The organism is Profundibacter amoris, assembly GCF_003544895.1.
GTDB classification, from domain to species: domain Bacteria; phylum Pseudomonadota; class Alphaproteobacteria; order Rhodobacterales; family Rhodobacteraceae; genus Profundibacter; species Profundibacter amoris.
In genome coordinates this window covers 3,081,673-3,106,961 of sequence record NZ_CP032125.1, presented here as the reverse complement: position 1 = coordinate 3,106,961, position 25,289 = coordinate 3,081,673, and the positions used below count along the sequence as shown (strand labels likewise).

20 protein-coding genes are annotated in these 25,289 nt (G+C 54.1%); 7 read left to right on the top strand and 13 right to left on the bottom strand.

Annotated elements, in window-relative coordinates; genetic code table 11:
* Positions 1–8 precede the first annotated feature (8 nt).
* The 11 genes from BAR1_RS15495 to BAR1_RS15445 form a co-directional block, all read right to left on the bottom strand.
* On the bottom strand, positions 9–1,361 hold the full coding sequence (locus tag BAR1_RS15495; protein ID WP_118943865.1) for a hypothetical protein: 1,353 nt from the start codon (positions 1,359–1,361) through the stop codon (positions 9–11).
* 8 nt (positions 1,362–1,369) lie between these two features.
* Complete coding sequence (locus BAR1_RS15490) at positions 1,370–2,638, bottom strand: MATE family efflux transporter (protein ID WP_118943864.1); 1,269 nt, start codon at positions 2,636–2,638, stop codon at positions 1,370–1,372.
* A 129-nt stretch (positions 2,639–2,767) separates the two neighbouring features.
* On the bottom strand, positions 2,768–3,781 hold the full coding sequence (locus BAR1_RS15485; RefSeq protein WP_118943863.1) for an SDR family NAD(P)-dependent oxidoreductase: 1,014 nt from the start codon (positions 3,779–3,781) through the stop codon (positions 2,768–2,770).
* Complete coding sequence (locus BAR1_RS15480; protein ID WP_118943862.1) at positions 3,778–4,926, bottom strand: NAD-dependent epimerase/dehydratase family protein; 1,149 nt, start codon at positions 4,924–4,926, stop codon at positions 3,778–3,780. The genes BAR1_RS15485 and BAR1_RS15480 overlap by 4 nt, the downstream gene beginning before the upstream one ends.
* 37 nt (positions 4,927–4,963) lie before the next feature.
* Positions 4,964–5,938 carry an NAD-dependent epimerase/dehydratase family protein gene (locus tag BAR1_RS15475; RefSeq protein WP_118943861.1) on the bottom strand — a complete coding sequence of 325 codons (975 nt, stop codon included), beginning with the start codon at positions 5,936–5,938 and terminating at the stop codon, positions 4,964–4,966.
* Entirely contained in the window at positions 5,935–7,089 is a 1,155-nt protein-coding gene (locus BAR1_RS15470; protein WP_118943860.1) for a glycosyltransferase family 4 protein, read from the bottom strand. The genes BAR1_RS15475 and BAR1_RS15470 overlap by 4 nt, the downstream gene beginning before the upstream one ends.
* Positions 7,086–8,246 carry a non-hydrolyzing UDP-N-acetylglucosamine 2-epimerase gene (gene wecB, locus BAR1_RS15465; protein WP_118943859.1) on the bottom strand — a complete coding sequence of 387 codons (1,161 nt, stop codon included), beginning with the start codon at positions 8,244–8,246 and terminating at the stop codon, positions 7,086–7,088. Before wecB ends, BAR1_RS15470 begins: the two co-directional genes overlap by 4 nt.
* Positions 8,243–9,367 (bottom strand): polysaccharide biosynthesis C-terminal domain-containing protein, encoded by a 1,125-nt coding sequence (locus BAR1_RS15460; protein ID WP_228408577.1) that lies wholly within the window; start codon positions 9,365–9,367, stop codon positions 8,243–8,245. The genes wecB and BAR1_RS15460 overlap by 4 nt, the downstream gene beginning before the upstream one ends.
* On the bottom strand, positions 9,364–10,407 hold the full coding sequence (locus BAR1_RS15455; protein WP_118943858.1) for a polysaccharide biosynthesis protein: 1,044 nt from the start codon (positions 10,405–10,407) through the stop codon (positions 9,364–9,366). The genes BAR1_RS15460 and BAR1_RS15455 overlap by 4 nt, the downstream gene beginning before the upstream one ends.
* 13 nt (positions 10,408–10,420) lie before the next feature.
* The gene (locus BAR1_RS15450) at positions 10,421–10,915 is read right to left on the bottom strand and encodes a YdcF family protein (protein WP_118943857.1); all 495 of its coding nucleotides are present in this window, start codon (positions 10,913–10,915) and stop codon (positions 10,421–10,423) included.
* Positions 10,916–11,150: 235 nt separating this feature from the next.
* Positions 11,151–12,389, bottom strand: a complete 1,239-nt coding sequence (locus tag BAR1_RS15445) for a glycosyltransferase family 4 protein (RefSeq protein WP_118943856.1) — start codon at positions 12,387–12,389, stop codon at positions 11,151–11,153.
* Positions 12,390–12,451: 62 nt separating this feature from the next.
* Between BAR1_RS15445 and BAR1_RS15440 the strand changes: the two genes are divergently transcribed.
* Complete coding sequence (locus BAR1_RS15440; RefSeq protein ID WP_162891814.1) at positions 12,452–13,360, top strand: NAD-dependent epimerase/dehydratase family protein; 909 nt, start codon at positions 12,452–12,454, stop codon at positions 13,358–13,360.
* 98 nt (positions 13,361–13,458) lie between these two features.
* On the top strand, positions 13,459–14,220 hold the full coding sequence (locus BAR1_RS15435) for a metallophosphoesterase (protein ID WP_118943854.1): 762 nt from the start codon (positions 13,459–13,461) through the stop codon (positions 14,218–14,220).
* A 29-nt stretch (positions 14,221–14,249) separates the two neighbouring features.
* Here BAR1_RS15435 and BAR1_RS15430 read toward each other — a convergent pair whose 3' ends face one another.
* A complete protein-coding gene (locus BAR1_RS15430) occupies positions 14,250–16,007 on the bottom strand; it encodes a DUF2793 domain-containing protein (protein WP_118943853.1) in 1,758 nt (585 codons plus the stop codon).
* Between the two features lie 86 nt (positions 16,008–16,093).
* Positions 16,094–18,229, bottom strand: coding sequence for a GumC family protein (locus BAR1_RS15425; RefSeq protein ID WP_228408575.1), 2,136 nt, complete (start codon positions 18,227–18,229; stop codon positions 16,094–16,096).
* A gap of 446 nt (positions 18,230–18,675) precedes the next feature.
* Here BAR1_RS15425 and BAR1_RS15420 point away from each other — a divergent pair, with 446 nt between their 5' ends.
* The 5 genes from BAR1_RS15420 to BAR1_RS15405 all read left to right on the top strand — a co-directional run bounded on the left by BAR1_RS15420 (position 18,676) and on the right by BAR1_RS15405 (position 25,258).
* The gene (locus tag BAR1_RS15420) at positions 18,676–20,385 is read left to right on the top strand and encodes a polysaccharide biosynthesis protein (protein ID WP_228408573.1); all 1,710 of its coding nucleotides are present in this window, start codon (positions 18,676–18,678) and stop codon (positions 20,383–20,385) included.
* A gap of 176 nt (positions 20,386–20,561) precedes the next feature.
* Positions 20,562–22,709, top strand: coding sequence for a YjbH domain-containing protein (locus BAR1_RS15415; protein WP_118944512.1), 2,148 nt, complete (start codon positions 20,562–20,564; stop codon positions 22,707–22,709).
* A complete protein-coding gene (locus BAR1_RS15410) occupies positions 22,706–23,395 on the top strand; it encodes a YjbF family lipoprotein (RefSeq protein WP_118943851.1) in 690 nt (229 codons plus the stop codon). Before BAR1_RS15415 ends, BAR1_RS15410 begins: the two co-directional genes overlap by 4 nt.
* Before the next feature lie 122 nt (positions 23,396–23,517).
* Positions 23,518–23,748 (top strand): hypothetical protein, encoded by a 231-nt coding sequence (locus tag BAR1_RS18065; protein WP_162891813.1) that lies wholly within the window; start codon positions 23,518–23,520, stop codon positions 23,746–23,748.
* Positions 23,749–23,917: 169 nt separating this feature from the next.
* On the top strand, positions 23,918–25,258 hold the full coding sequence (locus BAR1_RS15405) for a polysaccharide biosynthesis/export family protein (protein ID WP_118943850.1): 1,341 nt from the start codon (positions 23,918–23,920) through the stop codon (positions 25,256–25,258).
* Positions 25,259–25,289: the final 31 nt, after the last annotated feature.

Here is a 25,289-nt window from a genome sequence, read left to right as displayed (position 1 = left end):
GGTTGCGGTTAACGCAAGCGCGCCAGAAACCGGACATACTCGTAAGCGAATAGCATTGGGTAGGCGGCGATAGCCACGGACGAAAAATCGCCACGCGCAAAGATCGGGATCAGGGCAAACAGGATGATGGAATACATTTGCCGACGGTTGGTAAAGGAAAAGGCGTTTAGTTTGGGCAGATCAAATCGACGCAACAGGGCACCGACGATCAGACTGCCGATGATAATTCCGATAAACCCGTAGTCCACATAGAAATTAGCGAACGAAGGCAGGGCGGTGTTGAGAAAGGTAAAACCGCTTTGCTCGGCCACTTCAACTCCGATCCCTTCGGCTTTGCCCGGCCAGATCGAACGGGGGATAAAGATGAATATCGCGCTTAGGGAATAGTTTGAAATGCCGGAACTGCCCTGATAGATCCGAACGGTATTCAGGAAAACCTCAAAGCTTGAAAACTCGATCGAGCTATACAGCCCCATTGCGTTTGCAAAGCTCAGGTTTTCCAGACCGCTGCGCATCAGGGATGTCAGGGGTTGCACCACGGCCAGCAATAGGGGAAGCAACCCGACCACCAGCCGGATATTGCGTCTTATCGGGCTTAGTAATAGCCAGATCATACCAAACACCATAAGCGCGGTAATACTGATGTAGCGCGGTGTGTTGACAGGGTTGGCAATAGCAATGGCGATCCCGATCAGGACCCAGGTGGCAAGGCGGGGCGCCTTGAATTTGTTCGAGGTGCGAAGCGAAGCAATCGCGGCAAAAAAGAAGACAATCTTTGACCAGTATTCCAGAATGCTTGACCCCGCATTGGCCCCGTTATCAAGCAAATATATTTCGGTTCTGGATGACAGATACGGCATTGGCCCGATGATAATAAAGGCCAGAGCGACAACCAGTGCACATCCGGCCGAGACATATAGCAAATTCGGTTTTCGGGTTTGTTTCGCAGGCGGGCGAAGGACCGGGCGGCGGGTTATACGAAACCCGATAATGCAGAAAATGATATGCAGGAAAAAGACAAAAAAGGCGGTTGTCGATATTTCCGAAAGCTGGTTGCCCAAAACAAAAGTGGCACCGATAATCTGCTGAAGCCCGTAGGCGAAAAGGGCGAATGACAAAAGCTGGAAATAGAACACCAGCGTAATGCCCCCCCTTGACAGTATATAGACCGAGGATGCCGCCAGCGTTACGGTCAGGATCAGGAAATAGGTTCTGGATGATGCCGACCCTTCCAGAAAGAAGGAAACGAGGATTGGCGCCAGATAGGTTATTGCAAAAACGGCAAGAACGGTCAGATCGCGAAGGGGGCGTCCCTTGCCTGATTGCGGGGCTGCTGAATTATGGTCAACGGGGTATTCCATGCCTTGGCCTAGCCGTTTTTGCGGTCGGGGTCCATATCCGCCCCAGGTCCGGACAGGATTTGCAGAACACGCAAGAAGATGATCGAATTCTTCAGAACCAGTATCAACAGATAGGCGATGGCAAACCCCATCGCGCCACCGGCAAGCCCACCAAAATAATAGGACGGCATGGCCAGCAGGAACGTCATGACTACCGTGCGCATCAGGAATTTTTCGTTCCCTGTCATGGAAAGAAGCATACTGGAGGTGCCGGTCATTGCGTTGAAAACACTGCCCGCCAGATAAACATACAACAATGTGCGGCCAATTTCGGCATCCCCGCCCACAAGGTCCAGCAATCTGTCGTTAAAAAAGATTATGATGATGGAAATTGTCAGGGCGAAAAGGGTGGCGAACCCCGATGCAAGCATGAAATGCCGTTTCAGCAATATGCGGTTCCCGTGATCCCGCGCAAAGAAACGGGCGACCACGGGGTCTGTGACGGTCAGGGCAAAGCCTGCCATCAGACCCAGACGTTCGGCAAGGCGAAGATGGCCGACATCAATGTCACTTAGAACCATGCCGCCTATGACCAACGCCCCCGCCTGACTAAGAAAAACCGCATTGGCAACGATCCAGAACCACTTTGCACCTTCGGTGGATTGCGCCTGTTGCACAGGAGTTTCCGGAGTGTTGTGGCGTTCCATTCTGCGCACCAGAAAGAATAGCGCCGTGAAAACGATCAAACAGATCACTGTGTATAAAACAGAAATGGCAATGATCGAAACCGGCCCGACGGACCAATACATCAGGGCAATGGCAACAGTGGTCAGGCCCGCCAGCCCACCTGTTTCGCACAGGGCCGCAATCGCGGGGTGTCCGGCGCCTTTCAGATACCCGACAAATAGCGAAACCCCGACAAGAAACGGCAATCCCAACATGAGCAGGCGCAGCACTTCCATACGGCTTTGGGAAATTCCTGCCAGTTTGCCGATGATCAGCACGGCAACCAGAACAACAAGCGATGCTGTGATTATGCGTTTCAGATACCGGTGCAGCACCGGTAGCATGTTTCCTTTTGCCCCCCGCGCCACGGTGCGGGTCAACACCATATCCAACCCGTATCGGGAGAAAATCATAGAGAAATGCAAAACCGACAACGCAAAGGCGAAGGCGCCCATTTCGGAAACACCATTCAGCCTGGCAATGATCACACTCAGGGCAAGGCCCCCGAAAGCGGCGGCCGCCCGTGCAAGAAAGGCCGCGATAAAACTGATCGGTAGGGCGGCAATCTTCATTGCAAAGGCCTATCCGAAGGCAACAAATCACCGCAAGACATGGCTGGTCCCCACCCGAAAACGGGAGGTTGAGAAATGACAGGTTCTATTTGCCGCATACCAGTGCCATCAGGTTACACACAGTTCAGTTCAAAGGATTTGTTTTTCGGTGAAATACTTGGCCAACTCATCGGCTGTCATTGCCGGTTCCACCGATGAATTATACGGCCTGTCTGCCTTTTGACGCCCAACCGAGATTGGATAGAGTTCCTCGTAATCTCCGGCCAGCGCGGGCAGCACAACAAAGAAATCACCGGTTTCCCATGTCCGGCGGACCTCTTCGTCGTTCATCAGTTCTTCGTACATTTTCTCGCCGGGTTTGGCGCCGATTTCCGTAATCTTGACGGGGTTGTCGCCGCTTAATGCCTGCACCATGTGGGATGCAATATCTTCAATTCGGGCAACGGGCATTTTGGTAACGAACACTTCGCCACCGGTTGCCATAAAGGCGGATTGCAAGACCAGTTTGACCGCCTCTTCCAGTGTCATGATGAAACGGGTCATGCTGGGGTCGGTCAGGGTGACTGGCCCGCCGGATTCGATCTGGCGTTTGAACAGGGGCACGACCGAGCCGCGTGATCCCAGCACATTGCCAAAGCGTGTCGAGGCGAAAACCGTTTCGCAATTGCGGTTGTTCAGGCTGGCCGCAGTCATCAGCCGTTCACCCATCAGTTTGGATGTGCCCATAACGTTGGTCGGGTTCACCGCCTTGTCGGACGATGTGAAAATCACCCGTTCAACCCGATTGGCAAGGGCCGCATCAATGACGTTCTGTGTGCCTTCGATATTTGTGCGGATAGCTTGCGCGGGGCTGTCTTCGCATAGACCGACATGTTTCAACGCGGCAGCGTGCAGAACAATTTCGACCCCCTGCATCCGTTGTGTCAGGGCCTCGCGGTCACGGATATCCGCCAGATAGCATTTGACGGCCCCGCCGGCTTTGTATTTTTCCTGCAAAAAGAAAAGCTCGGTTTCGTTGTTGTCGACACAAACGATCCGTTCGGCCCCCGCTTCCAGAACCTGACGGGTCAGTTCGGCGCCAACAGTTCCGCAGGCCCCGGTGATCAGGACGCTGCGGCCCTTGAAGTTTTTACAAATACTCATTTCCAGCTTACCCTTGGCATAATGCGGTTTGTGTCGATCTTGCCTTTTGCGGCGATGATACGTTCCAGCATCGCGGCAACCACATCATCGGTCATATAATGTGGCTCCAGCCCCATCTCGATCAGGCCGGTATGGACGGGGTTATAGTAATGCTCTTCCAGTTCCTTGCGAGGGTTCGGGATGGATTTGATCTGGACATTCAGGCCCATGCCATCCCCCACTTTTTTCACCTTGTCGGCCAGTTCGTTGACGGTGAAGGTTTCGGTCAACTGGTTGAAAATCTTCAATTCGCCTTCGTCAGCGGGATTATCCGCAGCAAGGCGCACGCATTGCAGGGTGTCGCGCAGGTTCAGATAGCCACGGGTCTGTCCACCGCCGCCATAAACGGTCAGCGGAATATCCGCCACGGCCTGAACCAGAAAACGGTTTACCACGGTTCCGAATATGTCGTCATAGTGGAAATTCGGGCTTAGGGCCGGATCCAGATCGGCCTGATCTGTCGACAGCCCGTAAACCGGCCCCTGCATCAGGTCTGTCACGCGCAGACCATAGGTGCGCACATAGAACCACAGCAGATCGGTATCCAGCACCTTGGTTGTATGGTAAAGCGATCCGGCGGCGCGGGGGAACAAAAAACGGCCTGAACGCCCCTTGTGGTCAATGTCGATCCAGCCTTCTTCGATGTCGATATTGGGTGTGCCGTATTCGCCCATCGTACCCAGCTTGACCAGATGTGCCTTGGGGGCGTGTTCCAGCATCGCCCAGATGCAGTTGAATGTAACATCCAGATTGTTCTTGAAGGTGCGGCGCGCCTCGGGGAACCCGCGCATCGAATAGGGGGCCGAGGGCTGTTCGGCATAGTGGATGATCGTATCGGGGGCTGTATCCCTGACCACATCCATCATAATGTCCGGGTCCGCCAGATCACCAATACGCACGGTGATTTTCTTGCCGGTCAATGCAGCAAATATCGCCGCCCGCTGTGTCAATGTCGGGGTAGGAAGCAGGGCTTCGCTGTCGGTTTCCTCGGCGATGATCCGGCGAAGATAATTGTCGATAACGGTGACATCATGCCCGGCAGCGGCAAAATCCATTGCTGTCGGCCATCCCAGATAGCCATCTCCGCCCAGAATAAGAACTTTCATTGGTCACTCCTTCAAACTACATAAACTAGACGAACAATCATTGTTCTGCAAAAAAGCGCACGGTGCGGCGCAACCCTTCGTCCAGATCCATCTTTGGCGTCCAGTTCAATTGGGCCGCCGCTTTGCTGGTGTCCGAAAAGTTGCGGGCCACGTCACCGGCCCTTTGTTCCCCGTTGATCCACTTTGGTTCGATGCCTGTGACCTCTTGGATGGCGGCGACCAGTCGTTCGGTCAGCGCGCCCACGGTTGTTTCCGCCGAGGTGGCAATCTGGAAGGTTTCCCCGCCAACACCGGGGGTGGTCGCGGCGGCATAAACCGCACGGATCAGATCGCCGATATAGATAAAGTCGCGGGTTTGCGAACCATCGCCATAGATTTCCAGCGTTTCACCGGCCATCGCCAGCTTGATGAATTTCGCCACAACCGAGGCCTTGCGGGTCGAGCCTTCGCCATAAACATTGCCAAACCGCAACACCACTGACTCAACTCCGTAGCAATGAAAATAGGCCGAGCAATACCCCTCGCCCGCCAGTTTCGAGGCGCCATAGGGTGATGCAGGGTGCGCGGCCATTTCCTCGTGCAAGGGAGGGGTCTGAACCCCGAGCGGCGCGCCGGAGGATGCAAAAACCATCCGGTTCAGGTTTTCGTGGCGGCAGGCCTCGAGCGCATTCAGGGTGCCCATGACATTGGTGTGGCAGTCGCTATAGGGATCCTCGACCGAGGGGGCAACGCCGGTGTTTGCGGCCAGATGGATCAGAATATCGGCACCGGCAGCAGCAGCGCGCAGATGGTCGGCCTCCAGAATGTCGCCTTTTATCAGGGCCAGATCGGCAGACCAGTCGGACAGGTTGTCATCTGGCAGTTCGACAAAGGGCGCTTCGCCGGCAAGATCATCGCGGGTTCCGACGCTCAGGTTGTCATAGACCCTGATCTTGTGGCCGCCTTCGGAATTCAGGTGCCGGATCAGGGCGCGGCCGATAAATCCGCACCCGCCGGTGATAATCCACTTCATTTTACTGTCCTACTCTTGCTTTGCACTGCGGCCTCATAGGCCGCTATATGCCGTTCTATACAGGTTTCAAGCGAGAATTTGTCGCGTGCCCGCCGTTGGCCGTTTTGCGCCATTTGTTGATAAAGGTTTGTGTCATCCAGCAGGGTTGCGACAGCATTTGCCATTGCCTTTGTGTCGCCGTTTGGCACGACAATGCCAGCCGCGCCATCCCCCTGTCCCAGCATTTCCTTTGCCCCGCCAACATCGAAACTGACCACCGGCAGGCCGATGGACATTGCTTCCAGCAACGACATCGGGCTGGCCTCGGAATGCGAGGTCAGCAGCAGCAGATCGCTACCGGTCAGCAGACCAACGGTGTCTTTGACAAAGCCGGGGGCCTTGAAACTGTCGGTCAGCCCATTGGTTTTGATCCGGTCCAGCAGGGGTTCCCAATAGGCGCGTTGCCCGTCCAGAAAACCACCGGCGGCAATGCCGCGGGTCGCTATGCCCTGTTGTTTCAGGTCCAGTAAAACATCAATGAAACGATCATGCCCCTTGATCCAGTTCCAGTTACCGACAAGCGTCAGCTTTGGGTTCTGGCCCGGCACTTTGCCGGTGTCCCGCGCCTTGAAGCGGTGCACATCCACCGGCGCAAAGATCACGCGTGGATTGGCCCCCATGACACCATAATGTTCCCCGACGCGGGTGGCGGCAATGACAATTTCACTGGCAACCAGCCGCACCAATCGCCCCAATATGCCGGACAATCGGGGGCCGAAAACCGTATCATTCAGATGCCAGACAACCGGAACCCCTGCCAGCCGCCCGGCGATGGCGGGAAGGGTATCAAAGGCGCCGTTCACATGAATGACATCCGGCTTTTCCCGCCGCAGATAGCGAACAACCCGGAACAGGGCCAGCGGAGAGCCGAGGGCGAACTTTAGGAAAGCACCCACTTTGCGGGGCATGACCGGTTTGGAAATGGCCAGTTGATCAACCGGTATGTGCTTTTCGGCCAGATAAGCGGCGGCGGTTCCTTCGCCTTTGGGAAAGGCCACGCGGATGTCGAAACCCTGCGCCATCATCTGCTGATAAACGCTGCGCGCACGGATCGTCGGCCCGCCGATGTTGGGGTCGAACAAAAAGCAGATGATCTTTTGCGGGGCGGTCATTCGGTTCGGTTATCGCGAATGCCGTCCCACCGGTTTGACAGACGTGCGGTGCCCAGCAGCAGGTTGACCACCCGTTCCGATGTGTTGGTGATGCAGTAATCGGCTGGAACGGGGTGGGGTTGGCCGGATTGTTCGCGCGCCGCAAAGCTGCAGGTGATAGCGGCGATGCTGTCCAGCATCGTATCACGATCCAGCCCTGTCATGATGATACATCCCACATCCAGCGCTTCGGGACGTTCAATGGCATCTCGCGGGGTGATCGCGGGAAAGCCGAGGATCGAGGCCTCTTCGGCAATCGTGCCACTGTCGGACACGGCACAAAACGCGTTCATTTGCAGATGGTTGTAATCATGAAACCCGAACGGTTTTGCATCCTTGACCAGCGGATGAAGCGACAAGCCCAGCGCGTCCAGCCGTTTGCGGGTGCGCGGGTGGGTCGAAACGATAACGGGAAATGCGTATTGATCCGCCAGCGCGTTCAGGGTTTCCACCAGTGATGTCAGCCTTGCGGCGTTGTCTACATTTTCCTCGCGGTGCAGGGATACGATGAAATATTTGCCACGCTCCAGTTCCAGCTTTGCCAGAATGTCCGATGCCTCGATCCTGTCGCGGTAATGTTCCAGAACTTCGCGCATCGGGCTGCCGGTCAGGGTGATCCGCCGGTGTTCCAGCCCTTCGGCCAACAGGTGCCGGCGGGCGTGTTCGGTATAGACCAGATTGAAATCGGCGATGTGGTCCACCAGACGGCGGTTGGTTTCTTCGGGCACGTTGCGGTCGAATGACCGGTTGCCGGCCTCCATGTGATAGACCGGAATTTTCAGACGCCGCGCCATGATCGCGGAAATGGCCGAATTGGTATCGCCAAGGATCACCACCGCGTCGGGCTTTTCCTGTTCCAGCACCTGTTCGGTTTTCTGCAAAATACCGCCCAGCGTTTCCCCAAGGCTGCCACCGCCAACCCCCAGAAAATGGTCGGGTTTGCGCACGCCCAGATCTTCAAAGAACACTTCGTTCAGCTCGTAATCCCAGTTCTGCCCCGTATGCACGATGATATGGTCGCAATAGCGGTCCAGCCGGTCCATGACCCGTGACAGCCGGATGATTTCGGGGCGGGTGCCAAGGATCGTCATGACCTTCAGTTTGTTTGATTTGCTCATGGTAAAACCTTGTCTGCATAGGTGTCGGGATTGGCCGGATCAAACAGATCATGGGTCCAGAACAGGGTCAACAGATCGCCCTTGCCGATGTTTTCGATCGAATGGGTGTGCAGGGTCGGCATGTCGACCGGTGCAGGGGCGTCGCCGCAAACGCGGTATTCCCAAACGGTATTGTCCAGCACCTTGCGCACTCTGACCATGGCGTCGCCCTGTATCACCAAAAACCGCTCGACCTTGTTCAGGTGGAAATGGTCGCCACGGGTGACGCCCGGTTTGGTGGTTGACAAAAACACCTGTCCGCCGCCGCCGCCTTTGACGGCTTCAAACAGGGTGCCGCGGCTGTCGGTGTTCAGTTTCAGCGGGCGGGGCCAGCCGTCAGGATAGGTCGCCGCGCGGTAAGTGTTGAACAGGGCCAGATCAAATGCATCCGTCAGATCGGGATAGATATTGGCCTGATAGCTGTCATGGAACCCCTGCAATTTTGCCAGCAGCGCCGGAATGGTCATGGGTTGCGGGGTAGGGGTTATCTGGCCGGTGGTGCGGTTGATGACAGCATCAATAGCCGTTTGCGCCGCCACGCCTGCATGGAGCAGTTGCACCTTGCCATCGGGATTGACCTCGGGCGTTTTGTTGTTGACCAACTGGTGGATCAGGGTCGCGGTGACGTTGTTGTAGAACGGGCGTGCGGTTTCGCCAAAAATGTGCGGCAAAACCAGATCGGTAAACGCGCGGCTACTTTGCGCCAGAATTTCGGCAGCCCGTTTTTTCGAGCGCCCATAGGGGGTGTCCGACCCCGCGTGGGTCGAATTTGCATATACGATATGGGGCTTCGCATCCACCGCCTGACAAGCCGCGATCATCCGTTCGGCAATGGCCGGATTGGCGGCTTCTACCACGTCATCGGCTGCGCGGTTCACACCGGCGAAATGCAACACCGCATCGGCACCGGCAAGTGCGTTTTGCAATTGGGTATCGTCGTCAAATCCGGCGTGGTCCAGCGGTATAATGTCATAGGGGTTTGGATTTCCTTTGAAACCGGCCGCACAGTTTTCGGCGTGCAGGCGCGCGCAGGCGTGCCAGCCGATCAACCCTGCCGCGCCTGTTACGACAACCCGTATCATGCGCCGCCTTTCCAGGCCGCAAGCTCGGTCTGAATTTCCGGCAGGGTGCGCAACAGGGTTTTTACACCCTCGACATCCAGCTGATCGGTGTTGTGCGAATGGTAATCGTCTTGCTCGACCGTCTGCGTGTCCCCTTCGCTAAAGAATTTCTTGTAGTTCAGATCGCGCTGGTCGGGCAGGATGCGATAGTATTCGCCCATGTCCTCGCTGGTCATCAGTTCCTGTGCACTGGCCAGTGTTTCATACAGCTTTTCGGCATGGCGCCAGCCGATGATTTCCACAGGGTGATCCGGCACCTCAAACAGTTCCTTAAGCGCTGCCACCAGATCGACAATGGTCGAGGCAGGCGCCTTTTTGATGAACAAATCCCCTTGCCGTGCATGGCTAAAGGCATGGTTCACCAGAGAAACACTGTCGCGCAACGGCATCAGGAAACGGGTCATGCTGGGTTCGGTAACAGTGATCGGTTTGCCTTCCTTGATCTGGCGCACAAACAGCGGGATGGCCGAGCCACGGGAATACATGACATTGCCATAACGCACACAGGCAATCGTGGTCTTGGCCATATTTCCCAGTTCCCGCGCCGCGGCCTGTGCGGTTTTTTCCATCAGGGCCTTTGACATGCCCATGGCATTGACCGGAAAAACGGCCTTGTCGGTTGACAGGCAGACGATGTTGCGCACACCTGCCGCAATGCCCGACCGGATCACATTTTCCGAGCCAAGGATGTTTGTGCGCACCGCTTCGTGCGGAAAAAACTCGCAACTGGGAACCTGTTTCAGGGCGGCCGCGTGGAACACACATTCGACCCCGTGCATGGCGCGATCCAGACTTTCCCTGTCGCGGATATCGCCGATATAGTAACGGACCCGTTCGTCACGCAAAACATTGCGCAAGGCATCCTGTTTTTCCTCGTCACGGCTGATGATCCGGACCTCGGGGGTTCCCTGATCCAGCAGGTCACGCAGCATGGTTTTGCCAAACGATCCGGTCCCGCCGGTGATCAGGGCGCATTTAATATCGCGATTACGGGTGCTCATGGTACCTCGGGTTTTATCTGGACGCTATTTTGTCGGGTTCTGTGGGGCTTTGACTGTCGCGTATATTATGAACCGGATATTTTTCGTGTGCCGGTTCAATGACATTTACACCTTTTGCACCAGACGGGGAAAAAGAAATATCGGATGCGGCAAAAAGGCAGCGAACACCGTTTTCTGCCATCACATCGCGCACAACGCGGGGCAAATGATCAGGTGATGTGACAAACAGAACCGCGCCATCCACGCTTGCCTTAAGGGCGGAAACCACTTCATCGCGGGTGTTTCTGGCGGTTGCAAGGTTGGTAATACCCAAGTCCCGATAGAGTTTCCTGTTTCGGGCATCGGCTATGTCATTAGCAATCAGGGGGATGGAATATTCATCGGCCAGTTTTTGCGCTTTGCCAATCCGGCCATCCACGCCGTTTTTGCCCAGCATGACATCATGCCAGTTATCAGCCGTACTGGAATAGCTGTGGACGAAAACAAATTCAGGAGGTTTCAAGGCCATTATACGTTTGTCCCGGTTTGCAACTCTTTAATCGGTAACAGGGATAAGAAGCATCGTAGAAGCCCCTCATTTCACCCTGATTAACCTTAACTTTCACCTGCTCACCACTATTGGAATGACATGCCAATAACAAGAAACAAATACTGCTATGGGTGTGCAACAAGGGGGTTACCACATCATTTACCGCTAGTGAGGGCGCCCATTTATTAACTGCCGCTACGTAAAGATAAACGTTCTATTTCAGGGGTTCACAGGAATCAGCGGCCTTTTGCAGCCATTGCGCCAGCCGGTCGTATAACATGTCAGAGGCATAGTGCTGTTGAAAGTAGTGCAGCGAATTCTGGCCCATCTGTTTGCGCTCCAGATCTGTTTTTCCCAGCATGTCGCGGATTGCCGTTTCCAGTGCTTTCGGATTGCAGGCCGGGGACACAACGCCGGCCTTTGCTTTGCCAACAATCCGTGCACCTTCGCCATCAAGCGATGCGATGATAGGCTTGCCGCAGGCCATATAACTTTGAATTTTATAAGGAACCGTCAGGGAAAAAATCGGGGTATCCTTAAGGCTGACCAGCATGGCATCGGCATGGGCAAAGAATGCCGACATTTCCTCTTGCGGGTGGCGCCCCGGAAAATGGAACACGTCGATCAGACCCTCATTGGCAACCCGTTCCTGAACGCGGGATAAATCGCGCCCTGAACCGATAATGACCCACTGAACGTCCGTATCTGCTTGCAATGCTTTTGCAGTGTCCAGAATGGTATCGAAATCCTGGCTTTCGCCGATGTTTCCCGCAAACATAATGCGAAAACCTGTCTGCGGCACCAGTCGCGCCTTGTCTTTGGCATCTTTCGGGTCAACCGGAAAATAGCAATCCGGTGCGGTGTTTGGAAAGATGCGGATTTTGGATTCGGGAATGCCAAAACGGGTGATCATCGGCGGGAAAGCCGCGCTTTGCACCAGTATGTGATCAGCCCGCCGGTAAATCCAGCCGGACATCCAGTGCAGGGGCTTAACCAGCAGCGGGTTTTTCAAACCAAGGGTAAAGGTGGCGCTTTCCGGCCAGATGTCCTGAACCCACAAAACCAACGGCACCTTGTAGCGCCGTGCCAGTATGATGGCGGGCAGTCCCATCAAAACAGGTGACAACTGGCTGACAAATACCACATCCGGTTTTTTCCAACGCCCGAACCGCGCCGCCCAGCTTGCCGTGATGGCGAATGTGAAATAATTCAGAATCAACCGTAAAGCGCCGGATTTGCGCGGCAAAGTGAACACCCGCCGGATACCTATACCCTTCCAGATTTCGCGGCGCTTTTGTTTGTTGGAATAGCCATCATAGAATTCGCCCGCCGGATAGTTGGGCACCGCTGTTAACACCTCGACATCATGCCCGCGTTGCTGCATCGCCTGTGCGATCTCTGAATTCGAGAACGGCTCGGGGTGAAAGTATTGCGATACGAATGCAATTTGCATGGCGGGCACTGTTTATTGTTGATACAGGGTGGAAGGCAGACGTGATCAGTTCAGGGGGTAGTATGGGCAGTTGTATTCCGATTATCGTAACCGGCGCAAACGGTTTTGTCGGGCGGCATATCGTGAAACGGCTTGTGCGGGATGGTCACAGGGTTAGCACGATTACGCGTTCAACCGGCCATGATATTGATGGTATTTCCGAAAATTTCCAACTGGATTTGGCCCGGGAAATGCCGAACCCTGACTGGCTGTCGGGTAAGGAAACCTTGATTCATCTGGCCGGTAATACAGGCGGCAACGATGCGGATTCTTTGATCGAGAACAGCGAAAATGTGCGTATGGCGCAAAATCTGGCCAATGCGGCAAAGGGCGCAGGCATTTCCAAGACAATCATAATGAGTTCCGTTGCGGCCACACCGACCAACCAGACCGCGGGGCGTAGTAACCGCTACGGCAAGGAAAAAGCGGCAACGGACGAGGTATTCCTTGAACAGCTTTCGCCAGACCAGAATATGCTGTTCCTGCGCCCGCCCGCAATCTATGGCTCGGGAATGAAAGGCGGCATTGCTCCGCTGTTCAAACTGACAGCCAAAGGGCTGCCGATCCCGCTTGGTCTTGCCTTGCAACCCCGCCCCTATCTGTCCGTTCGCAATCTGGCTGATTTGGTGTCGCATATCGTTATTGCCAACAGCGAGGCATGGGAAAAATGTGACCGCAAATTTATCGAAGTCCACGATGGAGAGCTTGTCCCGACGAATACGCTGATCCGTTATATCGCGGCGGCACAAGGCAAAAAGGCGCGTTTGCTGCCGGTCCCGACTGGGGTATTGCGGGCCGTGGCCAAGATGCTGAACAAGTCCGACATGGTAAGCGGTGCCCTGGATCCGGTTGTGATCGGGCAATCGACGCTGTTGCAAGACTGCTTTGACTGGACACCGGTAGAAAAAATGCCGGACAGCCTGAAATTCTAGCAACGTAAAGGTATTTGTCATTGCGTCGCCATATCACATTTCGGATTTAGTTCTGTCTGAATATGGTGGCAGTCATATGAATAAAATATAAAGCGCCCATGAAACTCCTACGCCGACTTTTCTCAAACAACCCTGACACAGACACACAACCCTTTGATGCGCCGGTTGCACCGGACGAACCATTCTTTGTCATCGGGGATTTGCACGGTTGTGACAGTTTGCTGGCCCGCCTGCTGGACAAGATAGATCAGGCCGACAAGGAGGGGCAGGCGCGGCTTGTGTTCGTCGGGGATTATGTGGATCGTGGCGAAGAAAGCGCGGCGGTTCTAAGACGGTTGTTTGCGTTACAGGATACCCCTGCGGTTTGTCTGGCCGGCAATCACGAAGACATGATGCTCAAGTTCATTGATCACCCTGTGGATCGTGGCGAGCGCTGGATCAAATTTGGCGGATTGCAAACGCTGGCCAGTTTTGGCGTTTCAGGGGTTTCGACCGGCAGCAGCGGCGATGCGCTGGAATACGCCCGGGATCAACTGATCGAGGCGATGGGCCAAGATCTGATTGACTGGCTGCGCGCGCTTCCGACCTTTTGGCAAAGCGGAAATGTGGCGGTGGTTCATGCCGCGGCCGACCCTATGGTTCCGATTGACCAGCAGGAAGAACGGGTGCTGAAATGGGGGCACAAGGATTTCAGAGACAAGGCCCGACAGGATGGAATCTGGACAGTGCATGGCCATACCATCGTAGACAGCCCGACAATCGAAAACGGCCGTGTTGCGATTGATACCGGTGCCTATGCAACAGGCCGGCTAACCGCAGCCAGCATAAGCCATGATGGAATTGACTTCCTTCAGGCCTGACACAAGCAGACCTGAAGGACGCAATCAATTTATACCGGATCAATGCTGATGCTGGTGGCGGCAAGCGATATAGTCCCCGCAGCGAAATCCCCTGTCGGCACCTTGATATCTTTGCGGCCCGTGTCGGCCCCTGTCAGAACCTCGGACATGACAGCCAGAGGTTCGGGTGTAACCGACGCACCGGTAAACCATACCTTATGGCCCGTCCCCGTGTCTGGATGCCCCGCATATCCGCCCGCGCGGTTGCTGAAATTGGGCAGCCAGAAAGGGATCACATAGGTGGTTCCCGGGGCGAAGTTGGAGGTATAGTTCGTTCCCGAAGTATCGATCCCGCCGATATGTCCGGTTGTCAGATACCACCGGTCTACCTCGGGGACATGCAGTCCGGCATAGAACGCATATTTGAATGAATTGCCACTGGATGAATTGGCGATCCTGGTGCCTGCGGGCCAGATCCCGCCCGGATCGTCCGGGTTGCCCATGTGGGCCGGAAGGGGTTTGTTCAGGGTGACAATATGGGTGGTTTTGTTTACCTGTCCCAGATCGAACAGATCCGGTTCAACCAACCGGCTGTAATAGTCATATGTGTATCCGGCACTGTTCTTGTAACCAAAAATAATGACCCCGCGTTTGTTGGCTGTTGTGTCGGTTTCATTCCAGCCACTGGCATTTGTCAGCGATATAGAGGTATCCCCCGGGGCAAGCGGGGCCGCAAGTGTGGTCAGGCTGTCTATGCTGCTGTGTTTATAGCGCATGTGGTGTTGTGCGGAAATGACCTGCCAATCCGCATCATAAGCATACAGGCCCATATACTGTGTGTGTCTTTCACCATAGGTAAAGGCGCTCCAGTCTCCGGGTTGGCTTTCCTGACGGATATAGGATTGCAGGCGATAAACCTTGTTTGGATCAACAGGCAGGAATTCCTGCATTTTGGCGGTATTGGTAAAGTAGCCGGGGAAATAGAAGCTGGCCGGCAAATTCGGTGTAACCACCGGATCATAGGTGAATTCAGCCGGATAGTTATAACTGTTCCCCAGCAATCCGGTTGAATTGGCAACCAGATCAACCCCTTTCGAGGCACTGTAATCGGTGGTCAGCAGCGATCCGTTTCCGAATTCCGCAGGGGATAACCCGTCGACTCCGGACGGGAATTGAACGCGACCCGTGGCGGCGGTGGCAATCATGGCAGAGTGGAAAACCGCCCCGTCCCCGCTGACTTTGATTTCAAAGTCATCCGTCCCCGTGGTGCCCATTTCGGCCCGTCCGGACCAGCCGGTTTGAAACAGCAGGCTGGCAGTATCCGCGGCAGTGGATTTGTTCAGCTTCATCTGGTGGCCTGCACCTGCATGTGTGAACAGGCTGGCTTCGGATGCAACGGCCAGCCGGTTGATCGTATCGGCGGTTGTCGAAATCCCGACCATATCCAGATTTTGCAGATCGAATGTATCGCTGATTGGCAACCAGTCGGTGCCATCAAAAACGTGTAATTCATTCGCGGTATCGACCCAGCCGACCCAGCCTTTGCCGGGCGTTAGAAATTGCCAGCTGGTTTCTTCGAACACGGCAATATCGCCCTCGTGTCCCGCCCAGTCACCCGTGGCGCCGGCAGGCACGATATACCTGTCCCCGTCATTTGGTGTTGCCGGTGGTGCTGTTTGATCCACCGCAAGGACCATCAGCTGAACAAGCGTATCCAGCCGCCGCATCCCTTCATTAAAGGTGACGTGTTTTTGTGCCTGCGATGGCAGGATGAAAGGCAAGGACAGATTGGCAGATATGTCAGACATGGATAACCCCGGAAAAGTGATGCGAAAATCCGGTGTAGAATTTGTCAATACATTTACAAAATCCCTATTGTATCGAACGGTAGGGGTCAGTTGTCATAATAATCGCCATAAGCCCCATAGCTGTCACCATAGCCATAACGCTTCATGCCGCGCTTGTTTATCTGCGCCAAAACCAGTCCCGTCACAGCCGCGCCAACGCTTCTGAGCGACTTCAGCCCCTCGGAAACCTGACGGCGTGTGGTGCTGTCCCATTTCACCGTGTAAAGGATGGCATCAACCGATTGACCGATAACGCGGGCATCTGGCACGGCAAGAACCGGCGGAGTATCGATAATGACGTAATCGTATTTCTTGCGCAGATCATCCAGAAATTTATGAAACCTGTCCGAGGAAAAAACATCGGCCGCATTGATGGCGGATTTCTCTCCGATAAGGATATCGGCCTTCAGATACTCGTTGAAAATGGCAACATCTTCCAGCTTGGCCTCGCCGGACAGCACGGCCAACAACCCCTGTTTATCTTTGATGTCGAAATACTCCGCGAAGGTTCGGCGACGAATATCCCCTTCAACCAGCAGCACCTTTTTCCCGAGGCCTGACAGGTTTTGAGCCAAAGCAAGGGACTGCGTTGTTTTCCCTTCCCCGGGGATCGAGGAAGTTGACATAATGATCTTGGGCGGTTTGTCGACGTTGGACAGCAGTATTGAAGTCCTCAGGTTTCGGATCGCTTCTGCGGCTGCCGAGGTCGGTTTATCGGTCAGATATTTCAGAACTTTTTTCCGGTTTCTGGCCGGAATGATCGGGATTTGACCCATCACAGTTGCGCCGGACAGGTGCTCAAGGTCTTCGGGCGTGCGGAAAGTATTCTGCGCGTATTCTTTCAGCAGCACCATTCCCGACCCGAAAATCATTCCCATGATCGCTGACAGGAACAGAATGATTGCCTTGCGCGGCGATGCGGGCCTTAACGGAACCACAGCATATGAAAGAACACGACTGTCCGCTTGCTGAATGCCCTGCTGGACGCTTGTTTCTTTCATCCGGCTAAGGAAATATTCATAGATCAGGCGGCTGGCCTCGGCTTCCCGTTGCAATTGCTGGAGCTGGACAAGGTCCTTTGATTGGCTTTCGATCTGGATTTGCAGGCTGTCGATCGACTGGCTAAGGGCGTTGATCTGATTGATCATCTGTGCGTTTTTCTGATCGGTATTTTGCAATACATTTTCCAACCGCGCTTGAAAGGCTTTCGAACTGCCGTCATTTGCATTGCCCTGCGCAAGAAACAGCCGACGCAAAGTCGGGTCATTGGTCTGTTTGACAATTTCCTCAAATTCGCCAGATTCGGCCAATGCGCGCAAATGATCCGCCTGCTTTTGTGCAACGATCTGCGTGGCTTTGGTTTTCAGCATCCTTTCCCGCAAATCCTTAAGTTGCCGGTTCAAAGCATCCAGAGATTCCGGCCCGACCAGATCCGTATTCGAGACAAATTCCTTAACCGCGGACTCGGCATCTTCCAGTTCCACTTGCAATTGGGTAACCCGCTCGGTTAGCCACTCGGTTGCCTGCGCTGTTGCGTCGAATTTCACCTCAAGCTGATCACGGATGTAGAGTTCGCCAAGGGTGTTGGCAATCAATGCGGCTTTCTCGGGGTCTTCCGAGGTTGCAACAATATTGAAAACATAACTTTGCCGGATATTGGATACCGACAGTTTTTTCAACAATTCATCAATCGTCGCATCCAGAATGTCGCGCTCGCTAAGCTGTTTTTTTTCCTTTGGGGGTAGACCCATCAACCCTCTGGAAAAATTGACAATTTTAGTGACCGAGATGATGGGTTCCGGCTGTAGTTCTGTGTTGTATTCGGGGTCATTCAGCAGGTCAAGTTTCAGAACAAGCTTTTCCAGCAACCCTCGGGAACGGATGACTTCAACTTCGGTATTTACAGTCGCCTGATCGCCGGAAAGGCCGGTCATGACACTCTCGATATCGACCACCTGTTCCTGCCGGTTTTCCAGCATAACTACAGCCCGTGTTGTGTATAAGGGCGTTGCAATTGAATAGGCATAATAACCGCCAATCAATATGGCGATAACCGTCGCTAGAATGATCCAGATTTTGCCCCGCCATAACGTGCGAAAAAGCAGCATGAGATCAATCTCGCTCTCGGGCGAGGCCTGTGAATCCAAAGAAGATACTGGTAGGTTCATACGTGCTGTATTCATGAAATGCTCATTACTCCGGGACCGGATGACTGCTTTGCATACCTGTTATTCAAGGTCAATGTAACAAATCCTGTATGCCTGTCATAGCGATATACCTAGGGTCGCATTTGAACTTTGCTGTGTTATTTGGCGGCTTACTATTCGTTACCTTGCCTGTGTAGATTTTTCTCTATTCAAGCTAAATCGAATGGGTTAGTTGTAAGGGGTAGGGCGGTTTTGTGAAGTGGGGCCAATGTGTGCACAGCAATATGTGCACATATGAAAAGGTAGTGTATATGTTTTTGCTCGACAATCTGTTGAATATGTCTCGCTCTGCGAAACGTATGGTGTTCCTGACAGCAGACATCCTGCTTATCCCCATCTCTCTTTATACGGCATTTGCGCTTAGATATGGAACGGCCACACCATTTCCTATGGTCATGGAATCGTGGGAGCTTTTCGTCCTGATGACGGTATTTGGCGGTGCAATTATCTATTTTTTCAATCTTCCAAAGATCAAGCTGAATGCCTTTGAAACCCGCGCCATGTTGCAGGTTGGGTTGGCGGCGGTATCGCTTTCGGTCACCGCAATGGCTGTTAGCTACTTATTGCAACTATCCGGCTCGCGTTCTGTCCCGTTGATTTTTGGAATGCTGTTCTTTGTTGCTTCGGTCCTGATGCGGGTATTGGGATTGTATGTTATCACGTACTTGTCTGATCGCGCAGGGGGGCGGCAGCATGTGTTGATATACGGCGGTGGTTCCGCCGGTATCCAGTTGGCGTCGGCCCTTCGCCAGTCAAAAGAAGCCAGACCAGTCGCATTTATTGACGACAATTCAAATTTGCATGGCTTGATGGTTGCAGGGCTACCTGTTTGTGCGCCTTCCGATATGGAGAAACTGATCAACAAGCACCGGGTCGGGCGTATTCTGGTTGCTATGCCGTCGGTCGAAAAAGAACGCCAGAAGGACATCATTTCCAAGCTCACAGGATTGGGTGTCGAGGTGCATGTATTGCCCTCATATGTTGATATGATGGCTGGTAATGCGATCATCGAAGACCTGCGGCCGGTTACCCCGGACGAATTGCTGGGGCGCGACAAAGTTGATCTGGACACGCCGGAAATTGCCAAAACATATGCCGGGCGTGTCGTGATGGTAACGGGGGCCGGCGGATCAATCGGGTCCGAGCTTTGCCGGCAACTTGTCAGCTGTAATCCGGCGCGGATTGTATTGTTCGAACAGGGTGAATTCCAGCTGTATTCGATTGATCAGGAACTACGCCCCAAGGCAAATCACGCCGGAATCGAAGTGTCTGCCTATCTAGGCTCTGTTACAAATGCACCGCGTGTGTCGAATGTTGTTGCGGACGAAGGCGTTGAAATCATCGTTCATGCCGCTGCTTATAAACATGTCCCGCTTGTCGAAAGCAACGAACTGGAAGGGGCGCGAAACAATGTCCTTGGCACCCAGATCGTTGCCGAAGCCGCCGCGCAGGCGCAGATCGAACGTTTCATTCTGGTCTCGACGGACAAAGCCGTGCGGCCCACGAATGTCATGGGGGCCACCAAACGGATGGCCGAACTTGTGGTGCAGGATATCCAGATCCGCCATTCGGCGACCAAATTTTCCATGGTCAGGTTCGGCAATGTTTTAGGCTCGTCCGGCTCGGTGTTGCCGTTGTTTCAAAAACAGATTGAAATGGGCGGGCCGGTTACCGTGACCCATCCCGAAGTCACCCGCTATTTCATGACAATACCCGAAGCCGCACGTCTGGTGTTGCTGGCGGGGGCCTATGTCGAAGGCGGGGACGTCTTCGTGCTGGACATGGGCAAACCCCGCAAGATTATTGATATCGCCCGCCAGTTGATCACCCTGTCGGGCCGGTATGTGTTTGATCCGCAAACCGGTCAGGGCGACATCGAAATCAAAATTACCGGATTGCGGCCGGGTGAAAAACTATACGAGGAACTGCTGATCGACAGCGACAGCCTGTGCCTGACGCCGCACCCGAAAATCCTGCGGGCCGAAGAGGCGAAGCTGTCCCAGATCGAAGTGGCTGCTATGATCCGGGAAATCAGGGCCTCGATTGATGAAGGCGATGAAATCCGGTTGCGCCAACTGATCGCAACCCGCGTCGAGGGATATCATCACTATCAACAGGAAATTGCCCAATAGCAGGGCCGGTTCGTGCCCCCCGATCAGTCTGCATTGTTAACGATAGCCGTTGCACAGGTCGGGATTAAAAACCAAACGACAGTTGAGAAAAGCACGGTTCCTGTTTAACAGTCAGTCACAACAGGTGAACGCGGAGTAGATTGGCCTTGACCAGAACGCGCAAAGACAACGTAAAGATCCCGAAGCAGTCGCAGGCGAGGGCGCTTGGCAAGGCGTCTGCCGTATTCATTGCATGTTCATACTGGATTCTTCCGGCCTATGCCCAGTCGCAGGGATACAGCTATTCCCTTTATGGCACCCCCGGACTGATAGATATGCCAACTGCCCAAAGCGCCGAAGATGATGAGCTTGCGCAAACATTTTCCACCTTTGACGGGCAGGCCCGCGCCACCCTGACATTCCAGCTAACACCGCGTTTGTCTGCAAGTTTTCGCTATGCAACACTGGATAATTTCAGTGTGACCGGCGAGCGAACCTGGGACCGCAGCTTTGATTTTCGTTACCGTTTGATTGATGAGGGGCGCTATCGTCCCGCCATCGCGATTGGCTTGCAGGATTTCATGGGCACAGGGCTGTTTTCGGCTGAGTATATCGTTGCCACCAAATCCATTGGCGACCGGCTGTCCGTTACCGGCGGTATCGGTTGGGGCAGGCTGGGATCATACAACGGGTTCTCAAATCCGCTTGGTCGGTTGAATTCGGGTTTCTATACGCGCCCGGGCTTTTCCGGATTGGGAGGGGAGCCAAATACAAACGCATGGTTTCGTGGGGACGCCGCCTTTTTCGGGGGTGTTTCATGGGCCGCGAATGACCGGCTGACATTGAAACTCGAATATTCGTCTGATGCCTATGTCACCGAAAGCACACGCGGCTTGCCCGCAGACCGTTTCGTGCATCGCTCGCCGGTGAATTTCGGTTTGAATTACCGGCTTCGTCCAGGTGTCGATCTGTCCGCGTCCTATCTGTACGGTTCGGTTTTTTCGGTCGGCGCCAGCTTTCGGTTCAACCCGAAACACCCGCCTGCCAAAGGAAGCCTTGGTCGGGGGCCGGTGCCGGTCAAACCCAGAATATCCCGCAATGTATCACCCGCAGACTGGGGGACCGGATGGATTGTGGATGACGCCAGAACAGCCAGGATCGAAAACATCCTGTCGCAGCTATTGGCCGCCGAAGGTATGGAACTGGAAGCGCTGGAAATGTCGGGAACAACAGCCCGGGTCAGAATCCGGAACAATAGATACGAGGCCATGCCGCAGGCAATCGGCCGTACTGCCAGATTGCTGACACAGGTCATGCCTGCCTCGGTCGAAGTGTTTAAAATCGAACCGGTCGTGAATGGTATGGTGCCCAGCGTAATCACGGTTCGCCGCTCGGATATGGAAACGCTGGAAAATACCTCAGACAGCGCATGGCTGTCCTATGCCCGCGCGCAAATAGATCCATCGTCGCCAGCCGAGGGCCCGCAATCGCGTCCTGGTCTGTATCCACGCCTGACATGGGGTCTGTCCCCTTATATGGACGTCAGCTTTTTCGATCCGGATCAGCCCCTACGGGCTGATTTTGGCGCCGAACTGTCGGGACGATATGAAATTGCCCGCGGGCTGTCATTGTCAGGTGCGCTTCGCCAACCGATCATCGGAAATCTGGATTCCGGTCGGGCGGCTGGCTCGGTTCTGCCACATGTGCGGACCGATGCAAATCTGTATGCCAAGGCGGATGGCCCGCTTCTGGATCACCTGACGCTGGATTACTATTACCAGCCCGCAAAGAACCTGTATGGCCGGTTTACTGTTGGTTATCTGGAAAAGATGTATGGCGGTGTGTCCAGTGAAATATTGTGGAAACCCATCGACAGTCGCCTCGCATTCGGGCTTGAGGTGAACTATGCCAAAAAGCGCGATTTTGATCAGTTGTTCGGATTCCAGGATTACGATGTGTTTACCGGCCATGCTTCGGCCTATTACGCATTTGGCAACGGGTTTCACGGTCAACTGGACGTTGGGCGCTATCTGGCGGGTGACTGGGGGGCTACCATCTCGCTGGATCGTGAATTCAGGAATGGCTGGAAGGTCGGGGCCTTTGCCACATTCACCAATGTTTCCTTCGAAGATTTCGGCGAGGGATCATTTGACAAGGGGATCAAGCTGACAATCCCGATCAGCTGGGTCACCGGTCAGCCCACCCGGCGCAAAGCCGTAACCACCATTCGCCCGCTAACCCGCGATGGTGGCGCACGGCTGAATGTAAACGGAAGACTGTATGAAACGGTTCGTGAACTACATGATCCCGATTTGAAAAGCCGCTGGGGGCGGTTCTGGCGATGAGGGTAAATCTATTTATTACACTGGGACTAATGTTGAGCCTTGGGCTTCTCTCGGCTTGTGAAAAGCAGGAAAAAAGCGGGGCTAACGCACCCGATCCGACTATTCTGTCTCTGGCCCTTAAATCTGCTGTTGGGGCGTTAAAGCCAAAAGCGAAACCCGTCGATCCCAGAAAACACCTGACCAGGGAAGCCATCGACAAGGCGGGAACGCCAATCCTGTTTGTGGGTCTCGACAGTAGAAATGCTTATGCAACCCTCAGCCCGTTTGGTGAAAACAGGGGCGTGGTGACCTGGATCAGTTCGGATGGAATTACCCTCGGCTATCGCGGTGGGCTGCTTGTTGCCACACGGGGACTTGGGCCCGACCTGATGGCGGCAGACACCGGTCAGGCCCTTGCTGCTGTCCGGTCCGGTTCTGGCTCATATGTCCGTATCTATGATTATCTGGATGGCGAAGATCAGGCCGTTCGGCGCAGTTTTGTTTGTAGCGTCAAAAATAAAGGTTCCGAAGTCATTGAAATATATGAATTAAAGCTTACCTTACGTAAGGTGATCGAGAGTTGTAGTAACCCGGAATTTCAAATCAGGAATACCTATTGGATATCAAATCGAAATCGTATCCGGCAAAGCAAACAATGGATCGGACCCGATGTAGGGTATGTTTTTTCGCAACAGTTGTCGCGATAAATTGGCATTAATTCGCACAGATTAAGGGGGGCATTAAAAAGAAATGTTTTTTCTTAAGCAAGCCTATGTTAATAACTAACCAAGATAATGTCTAATCTTGTGTAACTTTTATGGAGGCCAATATGCGGTTTCATCTTACTCTTTCTTTGGCAGCTGCGTTGGCTGTAACTTCTGTTGTTTCTGCATCTGCAGGTAGCCTGGTCGATCCGGCTATTGAAGGCGAAACAATGGTTGCGCCCGAACCGGCTGGCTCGATGGGTGGCCTGGGTGGCGGTGCCGTGCTTGGCCTGCTTGCTCTGGTGGTTGTTGCTGCTGCAGCAGGCGGTGGCAGCTCTTCCACAACAACGAACTAAAAATCTGCACATGACCACGTCTTATGATGAAGTGGTCTGAGTGTTTCCGGGGCGAACCGCATCAGGTTCGCCCCTTTTCGTTACAGGGATGTAAATTGCTTTCAAGGCATTCCCTTATACGGCAAGATTTGCGATAACTCTGAAAAATGAACTTTGGGCGATTTACCAAATGAAAACTATCTGGATAGCATTGGGCCTTTTCCTTTCCGGCTGCGGGGTTGCGTATATCTCGCCTTCGGTCTCGGAACAGGCGGATGGAACAAAGGTTCGCGTCGTAAATCTGAATCCGGAAACTGTGCTGATTGCGAACAAGTCCAATTACCGGCCCAAGCAACTGCCCGCAGTGTTTTTCCAGAATGCTGGCGCGGGCGGCAGCATGCGGGGTGCCGGAGCATTGCCGCAGCCCGCTCTAGAGCCACAATCACGCCCAACAACGATTGAGACACGTCTGCCACCCTCGATCCCTGACCGCCCTTACCGGATTGGTGTGGGTGATGTGCTGGTGCTTGCGACCCGTCAGGCAGGCACAACCGTTGAGGAATTGTCAGGGCTGCTGGCGGCGCAAAACCGCAGGCAGGGGTATACCGTTCAGGATGACGGTGCGATTGCCATTCCCGATGTCGGGCGGATTCCTCTGGCTGGTAAAACCTTGGAAGAAGCCGAAACAATCGTGTTCCAGCAACTTGTTGAAAACCAGATTGATCCGACTTTCAGTTTGGAAGTTGCCGAGTTCAATTCAAAGCGGGTTTCAGTTGGCGGTGCGGTGAAAAACCCTGCTATCGAGCCTATAACCCTGACGCCGCTATATCTGAACGAAGCCCTTGCCAAAGCGGGCGGTGTTGATGCTCCGGATGGGAAATACGTGATCTTGCGGTTGTATCGGGATGGCAAGCTATACCAGATGCCGTTGAAATCATTGCCGAATACGCAGATACGCCTTAAAGACGGCGACCGGATTTTCGTTGATACCGATTACAAACTGGACCAGGCGCAGGCTTATTTCGAAGAACAGATCAAACTGGCAGAATTCCGGCAGAATTCCCGCATTCTTGCTTTGAACGAATTGAATGCGGAAATCTCGCTTCGGCGGGCGTCGCTTGAGGAAAGCCGCTCGAATTTCAAATCCAGAATAGAACTGGATGCGGTGGATCGCGACTATGTCTATCTGGTTGGCGAAGTTAAGAACCAAAACCGCTTCCCCCTTCCGTTCGGGCGCAAGGCGACTGTTGCCGATGCACTGTATTCCGGTGGCGGGGCGCTGACAGAATTCGCGAACCCGTCGCAGATTTATATCCTGCGGGCATCTCCGAACCCGGCGGATTTCGGGGCAGTGACGGCCTGGCATATTGATGCGCGCAATGCGGTCAATTTCCTGCTGGCAACCAAAATGGAACTGCGGCCAAACGATATTATTTTCATCGCCGAACAGCCGATTACGCGTTGGGGCCGTGTCGTGAAACAGATCGTGCCATCGCTTATTACTGCAAGTATCGGGGCGGCCTCGAATTAGAGCATGTCGCACCATATTGATAAACCCCGCT